Here is a 20810-nt window from a genome sequence, read left to right on the forward strand (position 1 = left end):
GTGGTGGCTTTCCAGCATATAAATAGCGGAATGAAAAGTTATAGGAAAGAGGACATCGTTTTTCGATGTCCTCTTTTTGGTGAGTTTAATTATCAGAAAAAACTTTCTCAATTTTTGAGAGCAGGTATTAGAGAGATTATTCAGAATATTTATAAAGGTGTTAAAAACTTTTAGGGAAATGGGGAGTGTTAGATTGAAAAAGCAAGTAATTTCATCAGCATTAGCATTAACTGTTATCGCAAGTGGGTTTGGGGCATTTGGAGCAACTACGACGAAAGCAGAAGAGCAAAAAATCCAGTATCACCAAGAGTTTAAAACACCAGCTTACATAGGTGAAGAATGGAAAGCGCCGGAAGGACTAGATAAAAAAGAGACGGTCTTTCAATATTTAGAGAGTAAAAAAGATATGTTTAAACTAGCAGGAAATATTGACAAACATTTCAATATCGTTGGTGAAGAAAAAGATGCTGAGTCTGGTACAACACATGTGAAGTTAGTTGAGAAGCATAATAACATTCCTGTGTATGGTTCAGATCAAACAGTTACGCTTGATAAAGAGAACAATGTAAAAGCATTTTTCGGACAAGTTATTCCGAGTTTAGATGATAAAAATATTCCTACATCTGCAAGTATTAGTGCGGAACAAGCAGAAACGATTGCAAAAGCTAATATTGAGAAAGAAATTGGTAAAGTAAAGAATTATGATGGTGTGAAAAAAGATTTATATGTGTATGAAAAAGATGGTCAATACTATCTTGCATATCTTGTAAAAGCGTCGGTTTCGAAACCAGCTCCAGGATATTGGCATTACTTTGTTGATGCAACAAATGGAAATGTTATTGAGAAATATAATGCTGTAGATAACATTACTGGATTTGGTTACGGAGTATTAGGTGCTAGACAATCATTTGAAATTGCTCAAGATACGAAAACAGGAGCGTTCAACTTATTTGATGGTACACGAGGACAAGGTGTCCATACATTTGATGCAGAGAATATGAACGAAGACTGGTTTAATTTATTCTCACAAATTCTTGGATATACAGGAGAAGAAATTGCAAGTAAATCTAAGTTCTTCGAAGATAAAGCGGCAGTTGATGCGCATGTGAATGCAGGAAAAGTATATGATTATTATAAAAAGACATTTAACCGTAACTCCTTCGATGATAAAGGTGCAAAACTTATTTCTGCTGTTCACGTAGGTGAATCTTGGAATAACGCAGCGTGGAACGGTGTGCAAATGATGTATGGTGATGGAGATGGTAAGACATTTATTCCATTATCAGCAGGGCTAGATGTTATTGGCCACGAATTAACGCATGCTGTAACTGAACATACAGCAAACCTTGTATATAAAAATGAATCAGGAGCGTTAAATGAATCGTTATCTGATATTATGGGCGTCATGGTTGAGAAGAAGAGCTGGGATTTAGGTGCTGATATTTATACACCTGGTAAACCTGGAGATGCACTTCGTTCTCTAAAGGATCCAGCATCTATTCCAAACCCATTAAAACCAGGTGAAGGTTACCCAGATCACTATAATAAACGTTATACTGGAACAGCTGATAATGGCGGCGTTCATATTAACAGTAGTATTAATAATAAGGCGGCGTATTTAGTGTCTGAGGGCGGCACGCATTACAATGTGAAAGTAACTGGAGTGGGCCGCGAAGCGACAGAAAAAATTTACTATCGTGCTCTTACAAAATATTTAACTGCAAACTCTGATTTCAAAATGATGCGTCAAGCTGCACTTCAATCAGCAGAAGATTTATTCGGTAAAAACTCTAAAGAGGTACAAGCTGTAACGAAAGCTTATGACGCTGTAGGAGTAAAATAATAAGAGAAAAAAGACCTGACTGGATTGTCAGGTCTTTTCCTTATTTAGTCACGAATACCTAATGCGATTTTCGCCATACGCGACATACGTTCTTTTGTCCATGGCGGATTCCATACAACGTTTACTTCTATTTCATTTACTTCAGGTACGTTCGTTGATAATACTTTTTTAACGTCTGATACGATTTGGCCAGCCATTGGACAACCGATAGAAGTCATCGTCATTGTAATGACAGCATTATTATTTTCATCCGCTGTAACGTCATAAACTAATCCGAGATTGATAATATCAACACCTAGCTCAGGGTCAATAACAGCTTCTAAGTTTGCATATAACTTTTCTTCAAATGCTTGTTGTGACATGTGTAGCACCCCCTAAATATTAATGATATCGGTTCTCATTATAACGGATATGCGGGATAAGTGCAGGAAATGAGCTCAAAAAAATATTCCTCCCTGAGAGAGGAATATTTTTTTGAAAAGCTATTCAGTTTTAAAATGAGATACAAGCTGATCTAATTCTTCAACTGTTTGTTTCATTTGTTTTGCAGTGAGAGTCATTTCATTCATCACGATGACTTTCTGTTCAGCAGATTGTGCCGTTGCGGCTGTTTCACTAGATACTTCATTTGAAATAGAAGCGATGTTATTAAGTGAAGCGTTCATTTCTTCAGCGCTTGCAGCCATTTCTTCAGCAGTTGCTGATATGTCTTGCATTTGAGTTGATACTTTATTTACTTGTTCAACAATTGTTGTGAAAGAAGTACCAGCCTCACGAACGACAGTAATGCCTTCAAATGCTTCAGAGCGGCCTTGAGACATCATAGAGCTAGCAGTTTCCGTATCATTTTGAATTTGATGAAGCAATTGGTTAATATCTTTTGCCGCTGTTTTTGATTGTTCCGCAAGTTTACGAACTTCATCAGCTACGACAGCAAATCCTTTTCCTTGTTCACCAGCACGAGCCGCTTCAATAGAAGCATTTAAAGCAAGTAGATTCGTTTGCTCAGCGATATTAGAAATAGATTGTACAGCCGTATCAATATATTTCGTATGGGTGATTAGACGTTCGACTACTTCTGATGTAGCATTTACAGCTTCATGTATCGTTGTCATTTGTGAAACAGATTTTTGGATAACAGTACTTCCGTCGTTAGCGTGTTCATATGTAGCTACAGCAAGTTCGGCTACAGATGAAGCAGATTCAGCGATACGCTGAACACTTATTGCCATATCATCCATCGCAGTCGAGCTTTCTTCCATACTAGAAGTTTGCGATTGAATACTTGAATTTAAGTTGGACATCGAGCTTTGAACTCTTATTGTTGCCTCGCGTGATGTATTAGTCTTTTCTAGCATATTTTCAGAAGCTGTTTGTACTTCTACAGATGTTTTTTGAACACGATTAATGATATGCTGCAAGTTTTCTAACATTTTATTAAATGATGTAGCAATAGCACCGATTTCATCATTGCTATTTACTTGTAGACGGGCTGTTAAGTCGCCTTCTTGAGAGGCTAATTCTTTTAGTTTAGTATCAATTTGTTGAATTGGTTTTACAAGCTTACCAGAGAACCACCATGCAAGAATAATTGCAGTTACAATACAAATAACAAGTGATAAGAAGACAACATATTCAATTCGTAGTGAAGATTGATCGATTTTTTCAATAGATTGTTCACGTAATTTAGCTTGTTCATTAGTGTAATTTGTGAAATCACCGATTACTTTATAAACAGTGCCATTCTCTGTAGAAGCTACTTGTAAAGCTTCTTCCCATTTTTGTTCTTTTGCAAGAGTGAATACTTTCTCTTCAATGAACTTTCTCCAAGTGGATCCTAATTCCATTGTGCTTTTCACGGACTGAGAAGTGTTAGGGTTAGAAAGAAGTTGCCCTTTTGTATCTTCAAGACGTTTACTCATCTCATTAAACTTGTCTAATTCGACTTGATCATGTTGTAGTAAATAACCTCTTAAAGCAGAAAGTTGTACTTGATAAGCGTCTCCGCGCTCTTTCAATTCTGTTGCAAGAGGAGAAATTTCTTTTTGTAATGTTTCAGCTTTATGAGACTGATCCATGGTAAAGAATAAAATAAAAGCTAAGGCGATGCCGAATAAAGCGCAAATCATTCCCATCATGAACATTAGTTTTTTTCGAATGCTAATAAAATTCATATGATAAAAATCCTCCTTGTAAAATCTTAGTATTAGAATTAATTAATTAATGTAAAAAATTGAAAGAAAGCTTTACTCCATCTGGAATAAAGCTTTCTTCTTTCCTTTAGGAATTATAGCAGACAGAATGGGAGATAGAAAGAGATATTTTAGCGTGAAAAAAGAGAGACTCTAAATCGCTCTTTCTAACAATTTAGAGTTCGTAGAAGTATAAATGAAATTTTCATTTTAACTATTTGTTTTGAAATGAGAAACGAGCACTTCAAGTTCTTGCACAATTGTTTTCATTTCTGATGATTTTTTAGCAACGACACTCATTTTGTTTACTTGGTCACCAGCTGAAGTTGCTGTTTTCGATGTTTCGGCAGCAACTTCATTTGAAATAGAAGCGATATTATTTAAAGCAGCATTCATTTCTTCAGAACTTGCGGCCATTTCTTCAGCAGTTGCAGACATTTCTTGTATTTGTGTAGAGAAATTGTTAATGTGATTAACAATTTCTGAGAATGAAGATCCAGCGGTACGAATGACTGTAATTCCTTCAGAAGCTTCTGACTGACCTTGTGTCATCATGTCATTTGCTATTTTTGTGTCCGCTTGAATTTGATGAAGTAAATGGTTAATGTCATTTGCTGCTAGCTGAGATTGTTCAGCAAGTTTTCGTACTTCATCGGCAACAACAGCGAATCCTTTTCCGTGTTCACCAGCACGGGCCGCTTCAATAGAAGCATTTAAAGCGAGCAAATTCGTCTGCTCGGCAATATTAGAAATAGATTGAAGTGCAGTATCAATATGATTCGTATGTGTAATGAGTCGCTCTACCACTTGTGATGTAGCGTTAACAGCTTCGTTAATTGTATGCATTTGTGTAATAGATTTTTCAATGACTTTATTTCCATCATCTGCTTTTTCAGAAGTTGTAACAGCTAGGCTAGCGGCAGAAGAGGCAGCTTGTGCAATGCGCTGAACACTCGTTGCCATATCATCCATTGCGGTTGAACTTTCTTCAATGCTAGAAACTTGTGAACGAATATTGTGCTCAAGAGCATTCATAGTCTCTTTAGTTTTTGCGGTATTTTCCATAGAAGCAGTTGTTTCGATAAACACATTTTCAGAAGCTTCTTTTACACTTGTTGATGTTTGTTGAACTTGCTTTATTATACGCTGTAAGTTAGCAAGCATTTGATTAAAGGAATTTGCGATGTCACCAATTTCATCTTTACTCGTTACGTGCAATCTAGCGGTTAAATCGCCATCTTGAGAAGCTAATTCTTTTAACTTCGCATCAATTTGTCGAATCGGTTTAACGAGTTTACCAGAGAACCACCATGCCAATAGAATAGACGTTAATGTACATGTAATGAGTGAGAAGAAAATAATATATTGAATAAGGGATGAAGAAGACTCTACGTCAGCAATTAATACGTCCCGTTTGTCATTTTCTTCATTTGCATATTTAGTAAAACGACTTAAAAGATCATTTACATAATCTGTTTGAGCAAGAGCAATTTTGGATGCTTCATCCCATTTTCCTTCCCGTGCAAGAGGGAGGACTTCATTATCTACGACGCTGCGCCATTTTGCTCCCATTAAAATGGCCTCTTTCATTCCTTCTGGGAGTTTTTTATCACTTGTTACTTTCTCCCTAGTATCAGCTAGTTTTTTTCCTTCCCGGTTGAATTTATCCAATCCTTTTTGGTCATGTGATAGTAAATATTCTTGTAAACCAGCGACTTGCGCTTGGAACCAATCGCCACGTTCTTTTAAAATCGTTGCTCTTTTCGATACATCATTCTTTAATGTTTCGATTTCACTTGCTTGATTCATCGCGAATGAAAGAATAACAATAAGAGCAATGCTAAATAAGGAAGAAATGCTTAAGAGTGTGAACAGTAGTTTTTTTCGAATGCTAACATATTTCATTGTTACCCCTACCTTTTTAAAAACTATTTATTGTAATTTATAAATATTGAGAACGAAACTAATAAAAACATAATTAAGAAGTTATTAATCTGTTCAATGAAAATTATAGCAGATAATGGAATATGGCAGATTAATGTGATTAAATGTTCTTAAAATGTATACATTTGTATATCAAAAAATTCATAAATAAAAATCAGAAATGGTATTGTAATTTGAAATAACATCCTGTATACTTCTAATTAGTTGATAACGATTATCACTATCAACTAAACATTACTCTTCGTTATGTTGGTCATACCCCTTTTTGACGACGTAAGTCAGAGACGAATGTTGAAATATCTTGTGTCCTATTCTACAGAATTATGGTAATCTCCAACCTCAACTTATATGCGTAAGCATGCAAAAAAAGGATCCTATCCGTGAAGGGATCCTTTTTTGCATGTTGTCGCAATTAATGTGTATAGACCTGGTATACGTTCTTCAATTCCTTCGGGTGAAGTAGAAGGGAAAACCCACCTTTGATGAGACCCGTGTTCTTCAACTAGCTTTTCAATTTTAAAACGTTCTTCCGCAAGTGTTGTAACAATTTCTCCTAACGTCCAGCGGCGTATGTTTGTCTTCGGTAATGATTCTTTCTGCGATTCTGTAAGAAGAATGCTATAAGCAACATCATCTTCAATCAATTCTTCATCGAAATAATTTCCATTGGCCCGAAATGATGGATGATCTACACCTAATAATTTAGTGTAAATAGGATGATAGTCACGAAGGATAAGCATTCCATCTTGTTTAAGTAAGTTAGCAATCTTTTGAAAGAGTGGTTTTAAATCTAAAAAGTAATGAAGTACACCAAGTTCCAGCAATACGACATCAAATGATTCGGAAAGATTTACATCCAGTACATCAGAGACGATGTATTGGATAGAGACACCAGCAGCTTCGGCTAGTTCGGTTGCGTATTTTTCATTACTTGCTGAAATGTCTACAACTGTTACATCGGCTCCTAAAAGAGCAAGAGCAACTGCTTTATTTCCTTTTGATCCGAGTAAATTAATAATACGCTTTCCTTTTGGAGATTGTATGTAAGGTAAATAATGATTTACCTCGCGCACGGGATCTTCCATGAGCTTTTTCGCATAATCCTCTGGCGCCCCGTGGCGATTTGTCCAAGCTTCATAAGCAGCTGCGTTCCAGCTTTTTTCATTAATAGTACTTAGTTGTTTTTGATTCAATTTTATCACTCCTTTTGTGAACGTATAGTTATTCGGTGAATGAGTAGGATTTCCTGTTTTTTTGAATAAAAGTTTGATTTTTCTGTTGTCAAGTCGTAAAATACGTTTTATACATAAAAGCGTTGAAAAGGAAAAGTAGAATGGAACCATTCTTTCCAGAGAGCTTCGGTAGCTGAGAAGAAGCAAGAATATTCATTTGAACAATGGCCTTTGAGCTTCGTCCTGAACTTATCAAATGATAATAGTAGGCGGCGACGAGAGTTGGTACTCGTTATCAAAACCACAGTATAAGAGCATATAGCTCCGTACTTGTTAAGGTTAGTTATGCGAATGACTGACGAAATAAGGTGGTACCGCGACTGTTTATACAGCCCCGCCCTTATCTTTTTTAAGATAAGGGCGGGGCTTTTTATATTTTAAAGGAGGAATATAAGATGAGTATTTTTATTGGAGGCGCTTGGCCGTATGCAAATGGTTCGTTACACCTTGGACACATTGCTAGTTTGTTACCAGGAGATATTTTAGCACGTTATTACAGGGCAAAAGGTGAGCATGTGTTGTATGTTTCAGGAAGTGATTGTAATGGAACACCGATTACAATTAGAGCAAAGCAAGACGGTGTGACGGTGAAAGAAATTGCTGATAAGTATCACGAAGAGTTTGAGCGATGTTTTCGTAGCCTTGGTTTTACTTATGATTGCTATACACGTACAGATAGCGAGCATCATCATGAAACTGTTCAAAAAGTCTTTTTGCGACTATTAGAAGAAGGTTATATTTATAAAAAAGTAGTTGAACAAGCTTATTGCGAAACGTGTACGCAATTTTTACCGGATCGATATGTAGAAGGTATTTGTCCGCATTGTCATGAAGCAGCAAGGGGCGATCAATGCGATGCTTGTTCCGCTATTTTAGATCCACTCGATTTGTTAGAAAAGAAATGTAAGTTATGTGGTAGTACGCCATCAGTACAGGAAACAGAGCATTTCTATTTTGCATTGCATAAATTTCAGCAGCAAATTAAAGAGGCCGTAGAAATTGCAAAGCAGAAAGGAACATGGCGCGACAATGCAATTCAATTAACAGAGAGATATTTAAAGGAAGGATTACAAGATAGGGCAGTGTCACGTGATTTACCAATTGGGGTACCAATTCCAGTGGCAGGATATGAAGATAAGAAAATTTACGTATGGATTGAAGCAGTGACAGGATATTATTCGGCGAGTAAAAATTGGGCTGAAGAAACAGGGAAAGATGATCAAGAGTTTTGGGATAAAGAAGCGGAAACATATTATGTACATGGTAAGGATAATATTCCGTTTCATTCAATCATTTGGCCAGCGGTATTACTTGGAATAGGAGAAGAAGCGATCCCGCGTCATATCGTTTCGAATGAGTATTTAACAGTAGAAAAAAGAAAATTATCGACAAGTAAAAACTGGGCAGTATGGGTGCCAGACATATTAGAACGCTACAATCCCGATTCTATTCGTTACTTTTTAACAGTTAACGCACCAGAAAATCGTGATACTGATTTTTCATGGCGTGAATTCATTTACAGTCATAATAGTGAATTGTTAGGTGCATACGGGAACTTTGTGAACCGGACATTAAAGTTTATTGAAAAATATTATGGTGGTACTGTACCGAAGGGAAGTATTGATGTAGAGCTGAAAGATAAAGTAGAAGGATTATATAAAAGTGTAGGAGAGGCGATTGAACAAACTAAATTTAAGGTGGCACTAGAAACAATATTTGATGCAGTACGCTTTGCAAATAAATACTTTGATGAAAAGCAGCCTTGGAAACAAAGAGAAGACGACCCAGTTTCATGTGAGGAAACAATTTATAATTGTGTTTACCTAATAGCAAACTTTGCACAACTGCTTGAACCATTTTTACCGTTTTCAAGTGAAAGAGTTAGAAATACATTATCGAGTGTTAAAGTAAATTGGGAACCTCAAAATACGTTGCCAAACCGAATTGATAATGTGCAGCCATTATTTGAGCGAATCGATGTAAAACAAATTGAACATGAGGTAGAGAAGTTATATGGAGCGGTAAAGTGAAATATAAGGAAAAGACCTTTCAAATAAATGAAAGGTCTTTTGTTATGCTGTATAACCCTCTTTCTTATCTTTCAAAAAGAAAAGCACAGCAAGGATTACGAGAATAATAGCCGCAATATCATATGTTATTTTGAAGGTAGTAATAAAGTTTAACATATCGTAACTTTATTCACATTTATATACAAGTTGATGTTGTCACGCACTATGCACACGATTATGTTTTTTTTCTTTCCTAGCAGTAAGTAGTTGTGGTGTGAAAATACCGAGTAATATAACCACAATACCAATCCACTGCATTGGCGATACAACTTCATGAACAAGTGTAATAGAAGCGATAATTGCTGTTGGTAATTCAGCTGCACCTAATATTGTACCAAGTCCCGTTCCGACTTTTGGTACCCCAATTGAAAAACAAATGACAGGTATAATAACCCCGAACAGTCCAAGGAAGAAAGCATATTTCCATAGGCCTGCTTGTAAAGCGCCGTCCGTTAAAAAGGTAGGCGGGAAAAATAAGCATACAATAAGAGTAGCACTTGTTGTCATAAGAAAGCTTTTCGTATAAGGCGGAACATCTGTAGCAACGCGCCCGCTTACAAATACATAGAATGAGAAAGAGACGGCAGCTAATAGTCCGAAAATAATACCTTTCGTAGAAAAGTTTTGTCCAAGACCTTCAAATACTCCACCAGCAAACAATGTACCAGTAAATAAAATAATAATAGATATAACTTTCTCACGGCTTGGGAATGTCCGGTTGGCAATCGCTTCGATGACTACACCAATCCAAGTGAACTGAAAGAGTAAAACGACAGCGATAGAGGCTGGCAATTCTTCTACGGAAATAGCATAGAAAATACCTGTCATACTCATTGTTGTGCCGACTGTTAGTAACGAAAAGAATTGTTTTTTTGATACTTTATGACGTGAAAAGAACAGAACGAGTAAAAGTAGTCCAATCCATCCGAAGACATATTGCCCTCCTAGTAGTTGGTGTGCGGAAAATCCGTCGATGAATCCGAGTTTAAAAATAGTTGAAAGTACGCCGTAGCTACAAGCGCCGAATAAAACTAGTAATGAATACTTAAACTTCTCCATAAAAATCCTCCTTTTAAATAATAAAAAACGCCCGCTATCCAAATAAGGATAACGGGCGAACGAAACAGAGTAAGATACTCTACAAAATTCCGCCATTCATACGAAGTATGAATTTGGGGTATGAAATTAGAGTAGGTTTTACATTGCTTTTGGGAATACAATGGAGCATTTTACACCTTGAGGTGTGTTTTGTATTCCATAAGGAAACTGATGTTTATCTAATATTTGTTTTACAATATATAACCCAAGACCACTACCTTGTACTAAGCCATGTTTGTCAGGATTTGCGCGATAGAATGGTTCAAATAAATGGGCAAGTTTATCTTCATCAATTTGAGAACCTGTATTTAATACTTCTAATGCGTAACCGTTTGGCTTTTCATAAAGTTTTATATATACATGCTGATGGTCAATTGTATAATGAATTGCATTTGAAATAATGTTAAAAATAGCAGTTTGCATAAATTTAGGATCAGCTAAAATTTGTACATCTTGTTTAATGTTAGATTGAACATTTAATTGTTTTACAGATACAAAATAATCTACTTTCTTTATAACGTCCTCAATAATATTAGTTAATGAGATAACTTTTAAATTTGGTTTAAATTGAGGGTTTTGTATTTTGGATAATTCTGACACTTTTTCCGTTAATATGTTAATATCTTGCATCATCTCATATGAACGTTTTAAATATTTATCTCTATCTTTATAAGCGCCAATTCCGTGAATCATGCCATCGAGTTGTCCCATAACGGCTGCGATTGGTGTTTTTAATTCATGGGATATCATAGACATAAATTCTTTACGAGATTGTTCTAACTGTTGTTCCTTCTTGAGTTCATTTCTTAAATCTTGATTGCTTTCATGTAAATTTTTCACAATAGTAGGTACTTGTGAGGCAGCTACTTGCAAATTAAAATCTGTTTGATCTATATTTTTGTTAAGTAGCTTTTTATCTGAGAAATCAAGATTCATAATATCTTTTAAAGCATCGCTCATATATCGGAAAGGTTTGGCGATTATTTTTGCGTAGATTAAAGATCCAAGCAGAGATAATGCAAGCATTGTCGCCCCAATATGTGGAGCTAACTGCTGCAACACATCTGTTAACTTTGGATTATCATGTGTATCATTTGCTTTACTTGCTGCATTTTGTGTATGTAAGGCATCATTGTTAGTAACTTGCTTTTCAGCTTCTGTAAGTGAAGACGTTGTGTTACTTTTCCCCGGAATATTTTGTGCATGTTCTTTTGCTTTTGCAGTTTGGCTAGGCTGCAAAAGATGATTGATGGCTGTAGAGAGTGTTTTCATGTCTATTTGAGAAGATTGAAAATTAGAGATGCTACTCTCTGACACAGCTTTATTTTGCTTTGTTTTACTTTGGTCGTTTTGTTTGTCTGATTCCGCTTGTTCCGCAGTTTGCGTTCCAGAAGCTTTCAAACGATCTTTATCGTAATTTGAGGCTAGAAAATAAATAATTTGATAAAGACAAAGTGATAATAGAATACAAAATAATAAGGTTTTGATGAATATATTTTTGGTGATGTTGTCTTTGCTAAGATTCGATTTTGTAGCCAATGCCTTTCACCGTTTTAATATAAGGAATTTCTAATTTTTTTCGTAAGTTTTTAATATGTGTATCTATAACCCTCACATCACCATAATGTTCATAGCCCCATACCTTATTCAACAAATCACTTCTTGATAGTACTTTTCCCCGATTTTGCAGTAAAGTATATATAATTTCAAATTCTTTTGTAGTCAATTCAATTTGATTACCATGAACATAAGCGGCATATGCTGTAGAATTTAACATCAATTCATGGAATTGTAGTATAGTTGCAGCTTCTGCTTCCTTTGTTGCTGCCCTTCTTAATACAGCTTCTACACGTTTTATAAATACGGTGTAATGGAACGGTTTTGTAATATAGTCATCAATACCTAACTCAAATCCTTTAATTTCACTTTCTTCATTATGTAAGCCTGTTAACATAATGATTGGTACATCAGATTGTCCTCGCATAATTTTACAAATACTATAGCCATCTATATCTGGTAACATTACATCGAGGAGGACAAGATCGTATGAATTTTTTTGGAAAAGAAGAATGCCTTCTGTTCCAGCACCAACTACATCAACAGTAAAGTTTTGTGCCATTAGAAATTCACGAATAAGTTCTTGTATATCTGGGTTGTCTTCAATCACCAGTATATGCGTCATAGTAACACCTCCTAAATAACGCTTTTTACTGCAATATTCGAATTCGTCATTTTTCGGATGACTCAGATTGTTTATACATATAATAAGCCCCCGCTATAAAATAGTAATGAAAGTAGCAAGGGGGATTGTTTAGTGTCACTGAATAGTTCAGAATTACAGTAGTTCTATTATAGTATGTATTGTAAAATTTATAAAACATTATAACTGTATAATTTTAATATCCATGTTTATCAATGTTACGATGATGTTGAATGCAATCTATTTTTATTATATATGTAAATACAGTTACTTTGCTACTGTAAATGAATAAATAAAATAAGCCAAGACATAAAATTCTTGGCTACACATAAATCTTGTTCTTAGGCTAATTTACAGTGACAGTAGCTTGCTGCTGAACGCGCTCAAATAACCAGTGAATATCATTGTTAAACATACGAATACAACCAAGTGTTGTTGCTTTCCCGATTGCTTGATTATTGTTAGTTCCATGAATCGCATACGTTGTTCCGTAAGTTCCTGCCATATTTAATCCGAGCCAGCGGTCCCCAAGTGGATTACGTGGATCGCCGCCTTTAATTTTTCCTGTATAGTAAGGACGGTTTTTAATTTTATTTACGATTTGAAAAGTACCCTTAGGTGTTGGTGTTGATGCTTTTCCAGTAGCGACAGTGAAACTTTTTATGAATTTTCCATCTTGATAATAATCCATTTTATTTATTTTTGTGTTTACGATAAGCTGATCTTTCGTCGTAGCTGCTTCTGCAGTAGTGAATGGAAGAGTTAAAAATCCTAATGATAATAGCGCACTTAATAATAGTTTTTTCATTATATTCTCCTTTTACTTATTGTAGTAGTCTTACATACAATGAATTTGTAATCCTCGTAATGCTTGATTGACATTTTCATCTAATGTTTCAAAGAAGGTAGTAATCTTTGTATTACATTTGTTGTTTTTATCGATAAGTAATCTTTCATTTAATAAAAGCTCACCATGTAGTCCAAAACTTTGAACTCGAATATTTAGTTCATCTTCAGTTTCAGAAATAATCGGTAAGAAATAGTGAAAAGCTTTCGTTGGAATGATGTAGCTTTTGCCAATCATGCTTTCTTGATTTGAATTAACCCATTTTCTCGTGACGATCTTAATGTTCTTTTTTGAAACGATAAAAGACAGCGTTGTAGATTTTGTTAAACTTACGTCAAATTCATTTGTTTCACATATTTGTAAATTAAAAACGGTTTCATTTTGATGAGATTCAACATTCGTATTAATAAAATCGTGCATTTTATAAGCTTCCATTTCTTATTCACCCTTTTTTCAATTTCGAAAAGCGAATTATATTTATTCAGTTTAATGTTTAGTCATATATTAGCTAAATTTTTCAACAAATTCCGATATAATCTTACAATACGTATATGAAGCTAATATGAAGTTCATATGAGTTTGTGGTGGTTTTTTATAGAGAACAAAATAAGGTGGTTTTCGAGAGTTAAAAACTGGATGAAAAATGTATATTAATGGATTTCCTTCGCGTGATATATAGTTGTTAGCTTGTTTTTAAATGCTAATAGATATAAGTAAATAGAGAACAAAAAACTTTAGAATGAGCCTTACAAAAATGTAATAAAAATGTAAGCTATTGTGATAGTTATTTCGACAATTTTTTTATACAATAATAGTAACAAGTTGTACGTGAATGAAAGGGGAGATGACATGGAATGGGTTCATGAATTATTTCAGCAATATGGGTATTATGTAGTACTTGTAGGCCTGCTGTTAGAATATATTGCACTTCCGTTTCCGGGAGAGCCAACATTAGCATATGCGGGGTTTTTAGCACAGAAGGGTGATCTAAGTTTACCTATTTTAATTATCCTATCCTTTATTGGGACAAGTGTAGGAATGACGATTCAATACTTTTTAGGTAATAAGCTTGGTATGCCTTTTGTTCAAAAATACGGGAAGTACGTATTTTTAACACAAAGAAAAATTGATTTAACGAGAATGTGGTTCGATAAATATGGATATTTCCTTATCTTTATTGGCTTCTTCATTCCTGGTGTACGTCATTTTACAGGATACTTTGCAGGTATCATTAACTTACCGTTTCGCCGCTTTGCAATTACAATTTATTCAGGTGCTTTATTCTGGGTATCGTTCTTCTTAATTGGCGGCTACTGGTTAGGTGGTAACTTACATGATATTTTCGGATTACTGGGAGATCATATCGGCAAAATCATTTTCGGAGCGATTGTCATTGTAGCAATTACGTTAAGCGTTCGTTTCCGCAAGCAACTAAAACGAGTATTTTTACAAAACGCAAGTTAATATGGAATCCATTCTATGTCAGATTTTAGGGAGGCAGTGCAAAAGCACTGCCTTTTTTATTGTATTTTCCAGTTTGCTTTTATTTTTCCATCGATACCGTAACCGGTGGCTGGTATATAATACGTTCCCGTTCTATTAGGTGAAAGTTCATACGTATCGTCACTTAGTTCGGAAAGGGGTTCATATTTATTAAATTCACTAGAAAAGCCAGTGCTATAACCTTGGTAGGTGCTATTTTCAGTAATAAGGAAGTTTACGTTGACCTCAATTATGTAGTTCTTGAAGATTATTATATACGTTATGTTTAGTATAATATATATTCGTTTTTGACATGTATCTACGTCAAAATGACAATTATAATTGACAAAGATAAGGATATTATTTACAATTTTAATTAAATAAATGAAAAAGAGGGAAGACATGAAGCTTCAAAATCGAGTGAGGGAATTTCGAGCAAAGCATCGTTTATCACAAGGGGATTTAGGGAAAGCGATTGGCTCATCACGGCAAACCATTAGTTTAATTGAGCGTGGAGATTATGCACCATCTATTGTGTTATCGCTAAAAATCGCACAAATTTTTGGAGCGCCGGTGGAGGAGATATTTATGTTGGTGGAGGGGGAAGAGGACGATGAAGATGAAGAGTAAACGAAAAAAACAATTTGATTTTGTGGGGAAAATAGCATTAAGTATGATGGGTGGCTTTTTAACATCTTATATAGCTTTAAATTTACTCTCGAATGAACCGAGAAAATTATCATCTAATACATTTATAGGTGTATGTACTATTTTTGGAATCTTAATGATGTACTACACTTGGAAGAATACACGTATGTTAGCGGAGGCACGCGATGAAGAAGAGAGCGTACAAGGCAGAAAATTAGGCATTATAAGTATATATTTACGTGTAGGTGATATAGTTACGCAGGCATGGTTTGTATATACAGTTATTACATGTAGACGTGCACTGTTACAGGATACAAATGTGTCATTTGCAGTGTGGAATTTAGTAGCTTCTATTGTCTGTTTAACTATTGTAGTGGTTATCGGGCTCATAACAAAAAATCGTTATAATAAGCTATATCCTGAACAAGGTGTAACATATATGGAATCTATGAAAATGTGGACGAAAAACGCAGATGAAGGATTAAAGCACATTGTGCATGAGGCTGGATATAAAGCATATGAATTTACGAATACAATATTGGCATATGTATGGTGGGCTGCCGTTATATATACAGCGGCTAGTGATATCGATTTTGTATTAATTGGCTTAATCTCATTTATTTGGATATTGCATCTCGGAAAATTCATGTACGAAATGCAGAGAAAAATGATTTATTAAGGGGAGAAAAAGGTGGATATTTTAAGAAGGCCAGCTGGTTCCATGACGGCGGCGCTAGTTCTGTCCATTTTATACGGAGTAATTCGAACTGGGAAATTAGAAGTAATGTTGAATATATGGGCAGTATTTGGAATTGTATTATTAGTGTTAGCCATTCATGAGCTAGGGCACGTAGTATTTGGTTTGATAGGTGGTTTGAATTTTAAATTTATGACAGTAGGACCTATCACTGTTCAAAAAGAAAAGGGGAAATTACGCATTCGAGAAAATAAATTATGGGCGTACTTTGGTGGTGTGGTGATGTTAGCACCGTCTTCTATAGAGACACCGAACCTTTCAAAGAAATGGGCGTGGATGACTTTAGGCGGACCAATTATGAGTTTATTATTCGGTATTACTTCAGGTTACATATACATGGTGAGCTATTATCAATATCTTTTATATTTTTCCGTTTTCCACTTTGTGATTTTTGCAGTTACAATCGTGCCGATAAAGGGAACGCTACTAAGCGATGGCATGCAATTTCTCATTTTAATTAAAGATGATGAAAAAGCTAAGCAGCATTTATATACGATTCAAATATCGAGTGAGTTATTTAGTTATAAAAGACCGAAAGATTGGGATGAGAGATTAGTAGAACTTAGTGAGGAAAAATTAAAAGAGGATAAAAGTATAAGAGAGATAATGAGCGGACTTATGCTCGTCTTTTATGCCCGAGCTGATCAAAAGGGAATGGAAAGAGCGATACCGTATATAGAACAAATTGTTCAGCTATCTGTAACGAAGGAAAATAAATTTTTCGTTGGTAGTTTTCATAGTTGGTATCTTTTATATAAAGCTCTTTATCAGACGGATAGCCTTTCTCTGCAAGAAGCAAAGGAACATGCAAAGGCCATTACCAAAATGGATTTAAACGGATATTACCGTACACAAGGAATTATTAAATATTTAGAGGACGATATGGAAGCTTCCCGCATTTATATGAAGAAAGCTGATAAAGAATTGGAGAGTGCTGAGAAGAGTGGAATGGGATATTTACAAGTAGAGAGAGAATGGTTTGAGCAGCTACAGGCGAGGGTATCTTACGATGGGTGAGGTATCCTCTTTTTTATATGTCATCTTATTCGATTTCATAAAAAACGAAGTACAGGTAGAATAAAAGAGATAGGAGGAGATACATATGGAAATTTTATCGATTATTTTGATAGTCTTGCTCATTTATGCTGTTTTTAAAGTGGCGTATGTAGCATTAAAGATACTCGCGATCCTATTAATTATCTTTTTAATCGTTGAGTTCGGCAGTAAGTTACTTGGGGGATAGGCATGTTGTGCGTTTTGAGTGTCGAACCGTCGATATAATGAAAAAATCGCTGATATAAGTGGAGAAACGATCGATATATTTTAAAAATCGTTGATATATTTAATTGAATACTAAGTGGGGTATATGGGAAAGAAGTTACCGTGGAGGTAACTTCTTTTTATTTTGGTGATGGGGTATGAACAGGAAAGAACAGTAAACAAAAAAGCTGGAAGAATATCTTCCAGCTTACGAGTTACTTTCAATTTGACGACCATTTTCTTCTTCAGTGTCCTGTAATAGATTGAATACATCTGCTAGGCAGAATGCGATAAACCAAGTCCATAGACCGTGGAAGAAAGCTGAGCTTAATTGAAGTGGTAATGTATAGTTTGTCATTGAGTAGGAAATACATCCACCAACGATTCCGATCATTGTTAATAACATTGTTTTTTGAGCATTTTCTTCTGGATTGAAGAGGAAGAAAATGTATCCGCCTAAAATTGAAGCGCTTACAAGGGTTTCGATTCCATTAAAAATGATATTCTCTCCAAGCTCTGTGTTTGTCCAGAAACAGATCACGCCGCCGACGATCGCAAATAGGACAGCTAGTGTGTATCGTATATATTGATTCATATGTTCATCTCCTTATGTAATAAGATGATTTGGAAGTCAAAAAGGTAGGTATAGTATATTGAAGTGAATTTTAGTTGTACGTATCTTTTATAAAAAGATCAGTGAAGAATAACTAAGATGATCGGTTTTTTTAAACCGTTACGTGTATGGTGTCTGAAATATACCCGACTGCTCGTTTCTTTTTGCTTATAAAAATAAGAGAAACTTCCAAGTCTATATACTCTTTTTTGTAAGTCTAGTTTTATTATAACATATTTAGTGATACAATAATAGAATTATCTGATTTTGTAATAAGTGTAAAAAATAAAAAACGCAAGGAATTGTAGTTCCTTGCGCCTTTTTATATACGTTTGAAACGGCCGACAATTTCAACTGTTTCAGTAATGTTCATAAATGCTTTATTATCCACTTGGCGGATAATACGTTTCATTTCGCCCAACTCGTAGCGAGTTACGACAGTGTAAATCATTTTTTTCTTATGGTTTGTATAGCCGCCGACAGCATCTACCATTGTTACGCCACGTATGCCGTGATGTAATAGTGAGCTTTTTATTTCCTCACCTTTTTCTGTAATTGTCATTATCGTTAATTTAATATGTTTTGTATGCACGGCATCAATTACTTTGCTGACTACAAACCGACTAATTAACGTATAAAGCGTAATATCCCATCCGAAAATAAATCCTGCTGCAACAAGTAAGATTAAGTTGAATCCAAAGATGATTGCTCCAATTGAAACATCGCGATGTTTCGCTACAATCAATCCAACAACATCAAAACCACCTGTTGAAGAAGCAAATCGGAATATGATTCCTGAGGCAGCACCGCAGATGACACCACCGAATACAGAAGACAGCAAAATATCATCTGAAACTTGGTGTACTGGGATAATGTTCATCGCTAAAGATGATACAGCCACAAAGTATGCCGTTAAAAAGGTTGTCTTCTTTCCTAAGTAAAAGTGACTTAAAATAAGAAGCGGAATGTTTAGTAAAAAGATAAGTGCTCCGATATTGTAGTGCATTAAATAACCGATAATCATCCCTACACCAGCGAATCCACCGCTAATCATATTATGCGGGATAAAAAACATATTCATAGAAATTGCATACAAAATAGAAGCTATAAAAATAACAACTAACTGTATGATGAATTCTAAATGAAATGTTTTAGCTGCTGGGAAGGATAAAAAGGCGGTGTCGGGAACGTAATCGGCGTCTCCTAGTTGACCCATAGTATGTTTCATCTCCATATTCATTTTTGATTACAAGAAGAGAATAAAGCTTTTTTCAAAAACTGGCAATAGTTTTATTATAATGCAAAAATTTTATAAATTTCTAACAAATTAAACCTATTCAAAGATACGTGTGAATATACTAAAGAAAGCGGATACATTAGTTTTCTAGCATAATTTTTTGAGAAAATATGCAAAAAAAATTTTTGAGAACAAAAGGAAATAGAGAATGTTTGCTGAATATGCTAAAATGACTTTATTAAGGATGTGAAGCGATGGAATTTTTATTGCAGGATGCAATTCTATATATATCGTTTGTAACGACAGCGCTTTGTGTATTAGAAGTCTTTTTTCTTGCTAACGTTTCTCGCTTTGTGCGTCAGCAAGCATCGAGCGGTAGGCAGAGAGCTTTTAAACTAGTAGATACGTGTGAAGAGGGTACAAGAAATGTACCGCTATTTTCTATTTTTTATAAATATGGAATGATTCGTTCTGTCCGCAGACAAGAATCGAGTGGAGAGAGTGACGAGGTAGGTCCGTATACACCAATGTTTCGCTAATTAATTACGAAACATTGGAGGAATGAACATGTTAAAATCATACCGAGCTAGGCTCATTAGTTTATCATTATTACTTGTTTTTGTTTTATCTGGCTGCAGTAATGCAGGTACAATTGATTCACATAGTACGGGAATTTGGAACCATTATTTCGTATATCCAATCTCATTTATGATTCAATTTGTTGCTCATCATATACCTGGAGCTAGCTTCGGGATTGCCATTATTATCATGACGCTCGTTATTCGTTCAGCAATGATTCCATTAGCTGTTTCGCAATATCGTAGCCAAGCGAAAATGAAAAAAATGCAACCTGAATTACAGAAGCTGAAACAGAAATACGGTGATGTGGGTAAAGATCTTGAAAAACAAAAGCAGTATCAAAAAGAAATGTCAGAACTAATGAAATCAGGCGGTTGGAATCCGTTAGCTGGGTGCTGGCCAATCTTTATACAAATGCCGATTTTCTCTGCTTTGTATTATGCGATTAGCCGAACTGAAGAGATTCGTACATCTTCATTTTTATGGGTGAACCTAGGACATGCAGATCCATATCATATATTACCGATTATCGCAGCGTTAACAACATTTATTCAAATGAAGGTGTTCCAATCAAATGTAACGCCTGGAGAACAAGTTCAAATGCTGAAAATACAGCAAATTATGATGCCTGCAATGATTCTATTTATGGGATTTGCGGCGCCATCAGGACTGGTGCTGTATTGGATTACAGGTAACTTATTTACAATGACACAAACAATTGTATTAAGAAAAGTAATGGAACGTGAAGAATTACAATTACAAAAAGCTTAGAAAAACGCCGCTCGTGATGAGCGGTGTTTTTTATTTAA

20 protein-coding genes and 1 other annotated feature are annotated in these 20810 nt (G+C 35.2%); of the genes, 9 read left to right on the top strand and 11 right to left on the bottom strand.

The features are described 5' to 3' along the window. Nucleotides 1-193: 193 nt before the first annotated feature. On the top strand, nt 194-1843 hold the full coding sequence (locus tag BG05_RS06735; RefSeq protein WP_002143675.1) for a M4 family metallopeptidase: 1650 nt from the start codon (nt 194-196) through the stop codon (nt 1841-1843). Nucleotides 1844-1887: 44 nt separating this feature from the next. On the opposite strand, the gene BG05_RS06740 is transcribed toward BG05_RS06735, so the two are convergent. The 4 genes from BG05_RS06740 to BG05_RS06755 form a co-directional block, all read right to left on the bottom strand. Beyond that, nucleotides 1888-2205, bottom strand: a complete 318-nt coding sequence (locus BG05_RS06740) for a metal-sulfur cluster assembly factor (RefSeq protein ID WP_000082522.1) — start codon at nt 2203-2205, stop codon at nt 1888-1890. A 120-nt stretch (nt 2206-2325) separates the two neighbouring features. Continuing rightward, nucleotides 2326-4017 (bottom strand): methyl-accepting chemotaxis protein, encoded by a 1692-nt coding sequence (locus tag BG05_RS06745; protein ID WP_002129823.1) that lies wholly within the window; start codon nt 4015-4017, stop codon nt 2326-2328. Between the two features lie 228 nt (nt 4018-4245). Beyond that, nucleotides 4246-5940 (bottom strand): methyl-accepting chemotaxis protein, encoded by a 1695-nt coding sequence (locus BG05_RS06750; protein WP_002129822.1) that lies wholly within the window; start codon nt 5938-5940, stop codon nt 4246-4248. Between the two features lie 413 nt (nt 5941-6353). Next, nucleotides 6354-7322, bottom strand: a complete 969-nt coding sequence (locus tag BG05_RS06755) for a class I SAM-dependent methyltransferase (protein ID WP_003192230.1) — start codon at nt 7320-7322, stop codon at nt 6354-6356. Next, nucleotides 7286-7556 (top strand) — a binding site (T-box leader). Its footprint overlaps the gene before it by 37 nt. A 50-nt stretch (nt 7557-7606) precedes the next feature. Between BG05_RS06755 and metG the strand changes: the two genes are divergently transcribed. Beyond that, nucleotides 7607-9241 (top strand): methionine--tRNA ligase, encoded by a 1635-nt coding sequence (metG, locus tag BG05_RS06760; RefSeq protein ID WP_002184703.1) that lies wholly within the window; start codon nt 7607-7609, stop codon nt 9239-9241. 195 nt (nt 9242-9436) lie between these two features. On the opposite strand, the gene BG05_RS06765 is transcribed toward metG, so the two are convergent. From BG05_RS06765 to BG05_RS06785, 5 genes are all read right to left on the bottom strand, one after another. Beyond that, nucleotides 9437-10339, bottom strand: a complete 903-nt coding sequence (locus BG05_RS06765) for an EamA family transporter (protein ID WP_002015976.1) — start codon at nt 10337-10339, stop codon at nt 9437-9439. Between the two features lie 138 nt (nt 10340-10477). Then, nucleotides 10478-11917, bottom strand: coding sequence for a sensor histidine kinase (locus tag BG05_RS06770; RefSeq protein ID WP_002129818.1), 1440 nt, complete (start codon nt 11915-11917; stop codon nt 10478-10480). Beyond that, nucleotides 11895-12560: a response regulator transcription factor gene (locus tag BG05_RS06775; RefSeq protein ID WP_000148832.1), complete on the bottom strand. Its 666-nt coding sequence runs from the start codon at nt 12558-12560 to the stop codon at nt 11895-11897. The genes BG05_RS06770 and BG05_RS06775 overlap by 23 nt, the downstream gene beginning before the upstream one ends. 364 nt (nt 12561-12924) lie before the next feature. Beyond that, nucleotides 12925-13386, bottom strand: coding sequence for a L,D-transpeptidase (locus BG05_RS06780; protein ID WP_002184704.1), 462 nt, complete (start codon nt 13384-13386; stop codon nt 12925-12927). A gap of 30 nt (nt 13387-13416) precedes the next feature. Further along, entirely contained in the window at nt 13417-13860 is a 444-nt protein-coding gene (locus BG05_RS06785; RefSeq protein ID WP_002034632.1) for a DUF3978 family protein, read from the bottom strand. A gap of 414 nt (nt 13861-14274) precedes the next feature. On the opposite strand from BG05_RS06785, the gene BG05_RS06790 reads away from it, so the two are divergent. From BG05_RS06790 to BG05_RS29270, 5 genes are all read left to right on the top strand, one after another. Then, the gene (locus BG05_RS06790) at nt 14275-14889 is read left to right on the top strand and encodes a DedA family protein (RefSeq protein WP_002129815.1); all 615 of its coding nucleotides are present in this window, start codon (nt 14275-14277) and stop codon (nt 14887-14889) included. A 402-nt stretch (nt 14890-15291) separates the two neighbouring features. Next, nucleotides 15292-15537: a helix-turn-helix transcriptional regulator gene (locus tag BG05_RS06795; RefSeq protein ID WP_002067963.1), complete on the top strand. Its 246-nt coding sequence runs from the start codon at nt 15292-15294 to the stop codon at nt 15535-15537. Beyond that, the gene (locus BG05_RS06800) at nt 15527-16234 is read left to right on the top strand and encodes a DUF3169 family protein (protein ID WP_033713854.1); all 708 of its coding nucleotides are present in this window, start codon (nt 15527-15529) and stop codon (nt 16232-16234) included. The genes BG05_RS06795 and BG05_RS06800 overlap by 11 nt, the downstream gene beginning before the upstream one ends. A gap of 42 nt (nt 16235-16276) precedes the next feature. After that, nucleotides 16277-17329: a site-2 protease family protein gene (locus tag BG05_RS06805; protein WP_002129811.1), complete on the top strand. Its 1053-nt coding sequence runs from the start codon at nt 16277-16279 to the stop codon at nt 17327-17329. 85 nt (nt 17330-17414) lie between these two features. Next, nucleotides 17415-17555, top strand: a complete 141-nt coding sequence (locus tag BG05_RS29270; RefSeq protein ID WP_000404757.1) for a DUF3985 family protein — start codon at nt 17415-17417, stop codon at nt 17553-17555. Nucleotides 17556-17780: 225 nt separating this feature from the next. Here the strand turns inward: BG05_RS29270 and BG05_RS06810 are convergent, their stop codons facing one another. Together BG05_RS06810 and BG05_RS06815 are read right to left on the bottom strand one after the other, a co-directional pair. Continuing rightward, on the bottom strand, nt 17781-18167 hold the full coding sequence (locus BG05_RS06810; RefSeq protein ID WP_002034640.1) for a DUF3938 domain-containing protein: 387 nt from the start codon (nt 18165-18167) through the stop codon (nt 17781-17783). A 340-nt stretch (nt 18168-18507) separates the two neighbouring features. Next, nucleotides 18508-19401 (bottom strand): YitT family protein, encoded by an 894-nt coding sequence (locus BG05_RS06815; protein WP_000530031.1) that lies wholly within the window; start codon nt 19399-19401, stop codon nt 18508-18510. A gap of 275 nt (nt 19402-19676) precedes the next feature. Between BG05_RS06815 and BG05_RS06820 the strand changes: the two genes are divergently transcribed. Both BG05_RS06820 and yidC read left to right on the top strand, forming a co-directional pair. Beyond that, on the top strand, nt 19677-19961 hold the full coding sequence (locus tag BG05_RS06820) for a hypothetical protein (RefSeq protein WP_002015967.1): 285 nt from the start codon (nt 19677-19679) through the stop codon (nt 19959-19961). Nucleotides 19962-19989: 28 nt separating this feature from the next. Beyond that, nucleotides 19990-20772 (top strand): membrane protein insertase YidC, encoded by a 783-nt coding sequence (yidC, locus tag BG05_RS06825; RefSeq protein WP_002015966.1) that lies wholly within the window; start codon nt 19990-19992, stop codon nt 20770-20772. Nucleotides 20773-20810: the final 38 nt, after the last annotated feature.

The organism is Bacillus mycoides, from assembly GCF_000832605.1.
Taxonomy (GTDB): Bacteria; Bacillota; Bacilli; order Bacillales; family Bacillaceae_G; genus Bacillus_A; species Bacillus_A mycoides.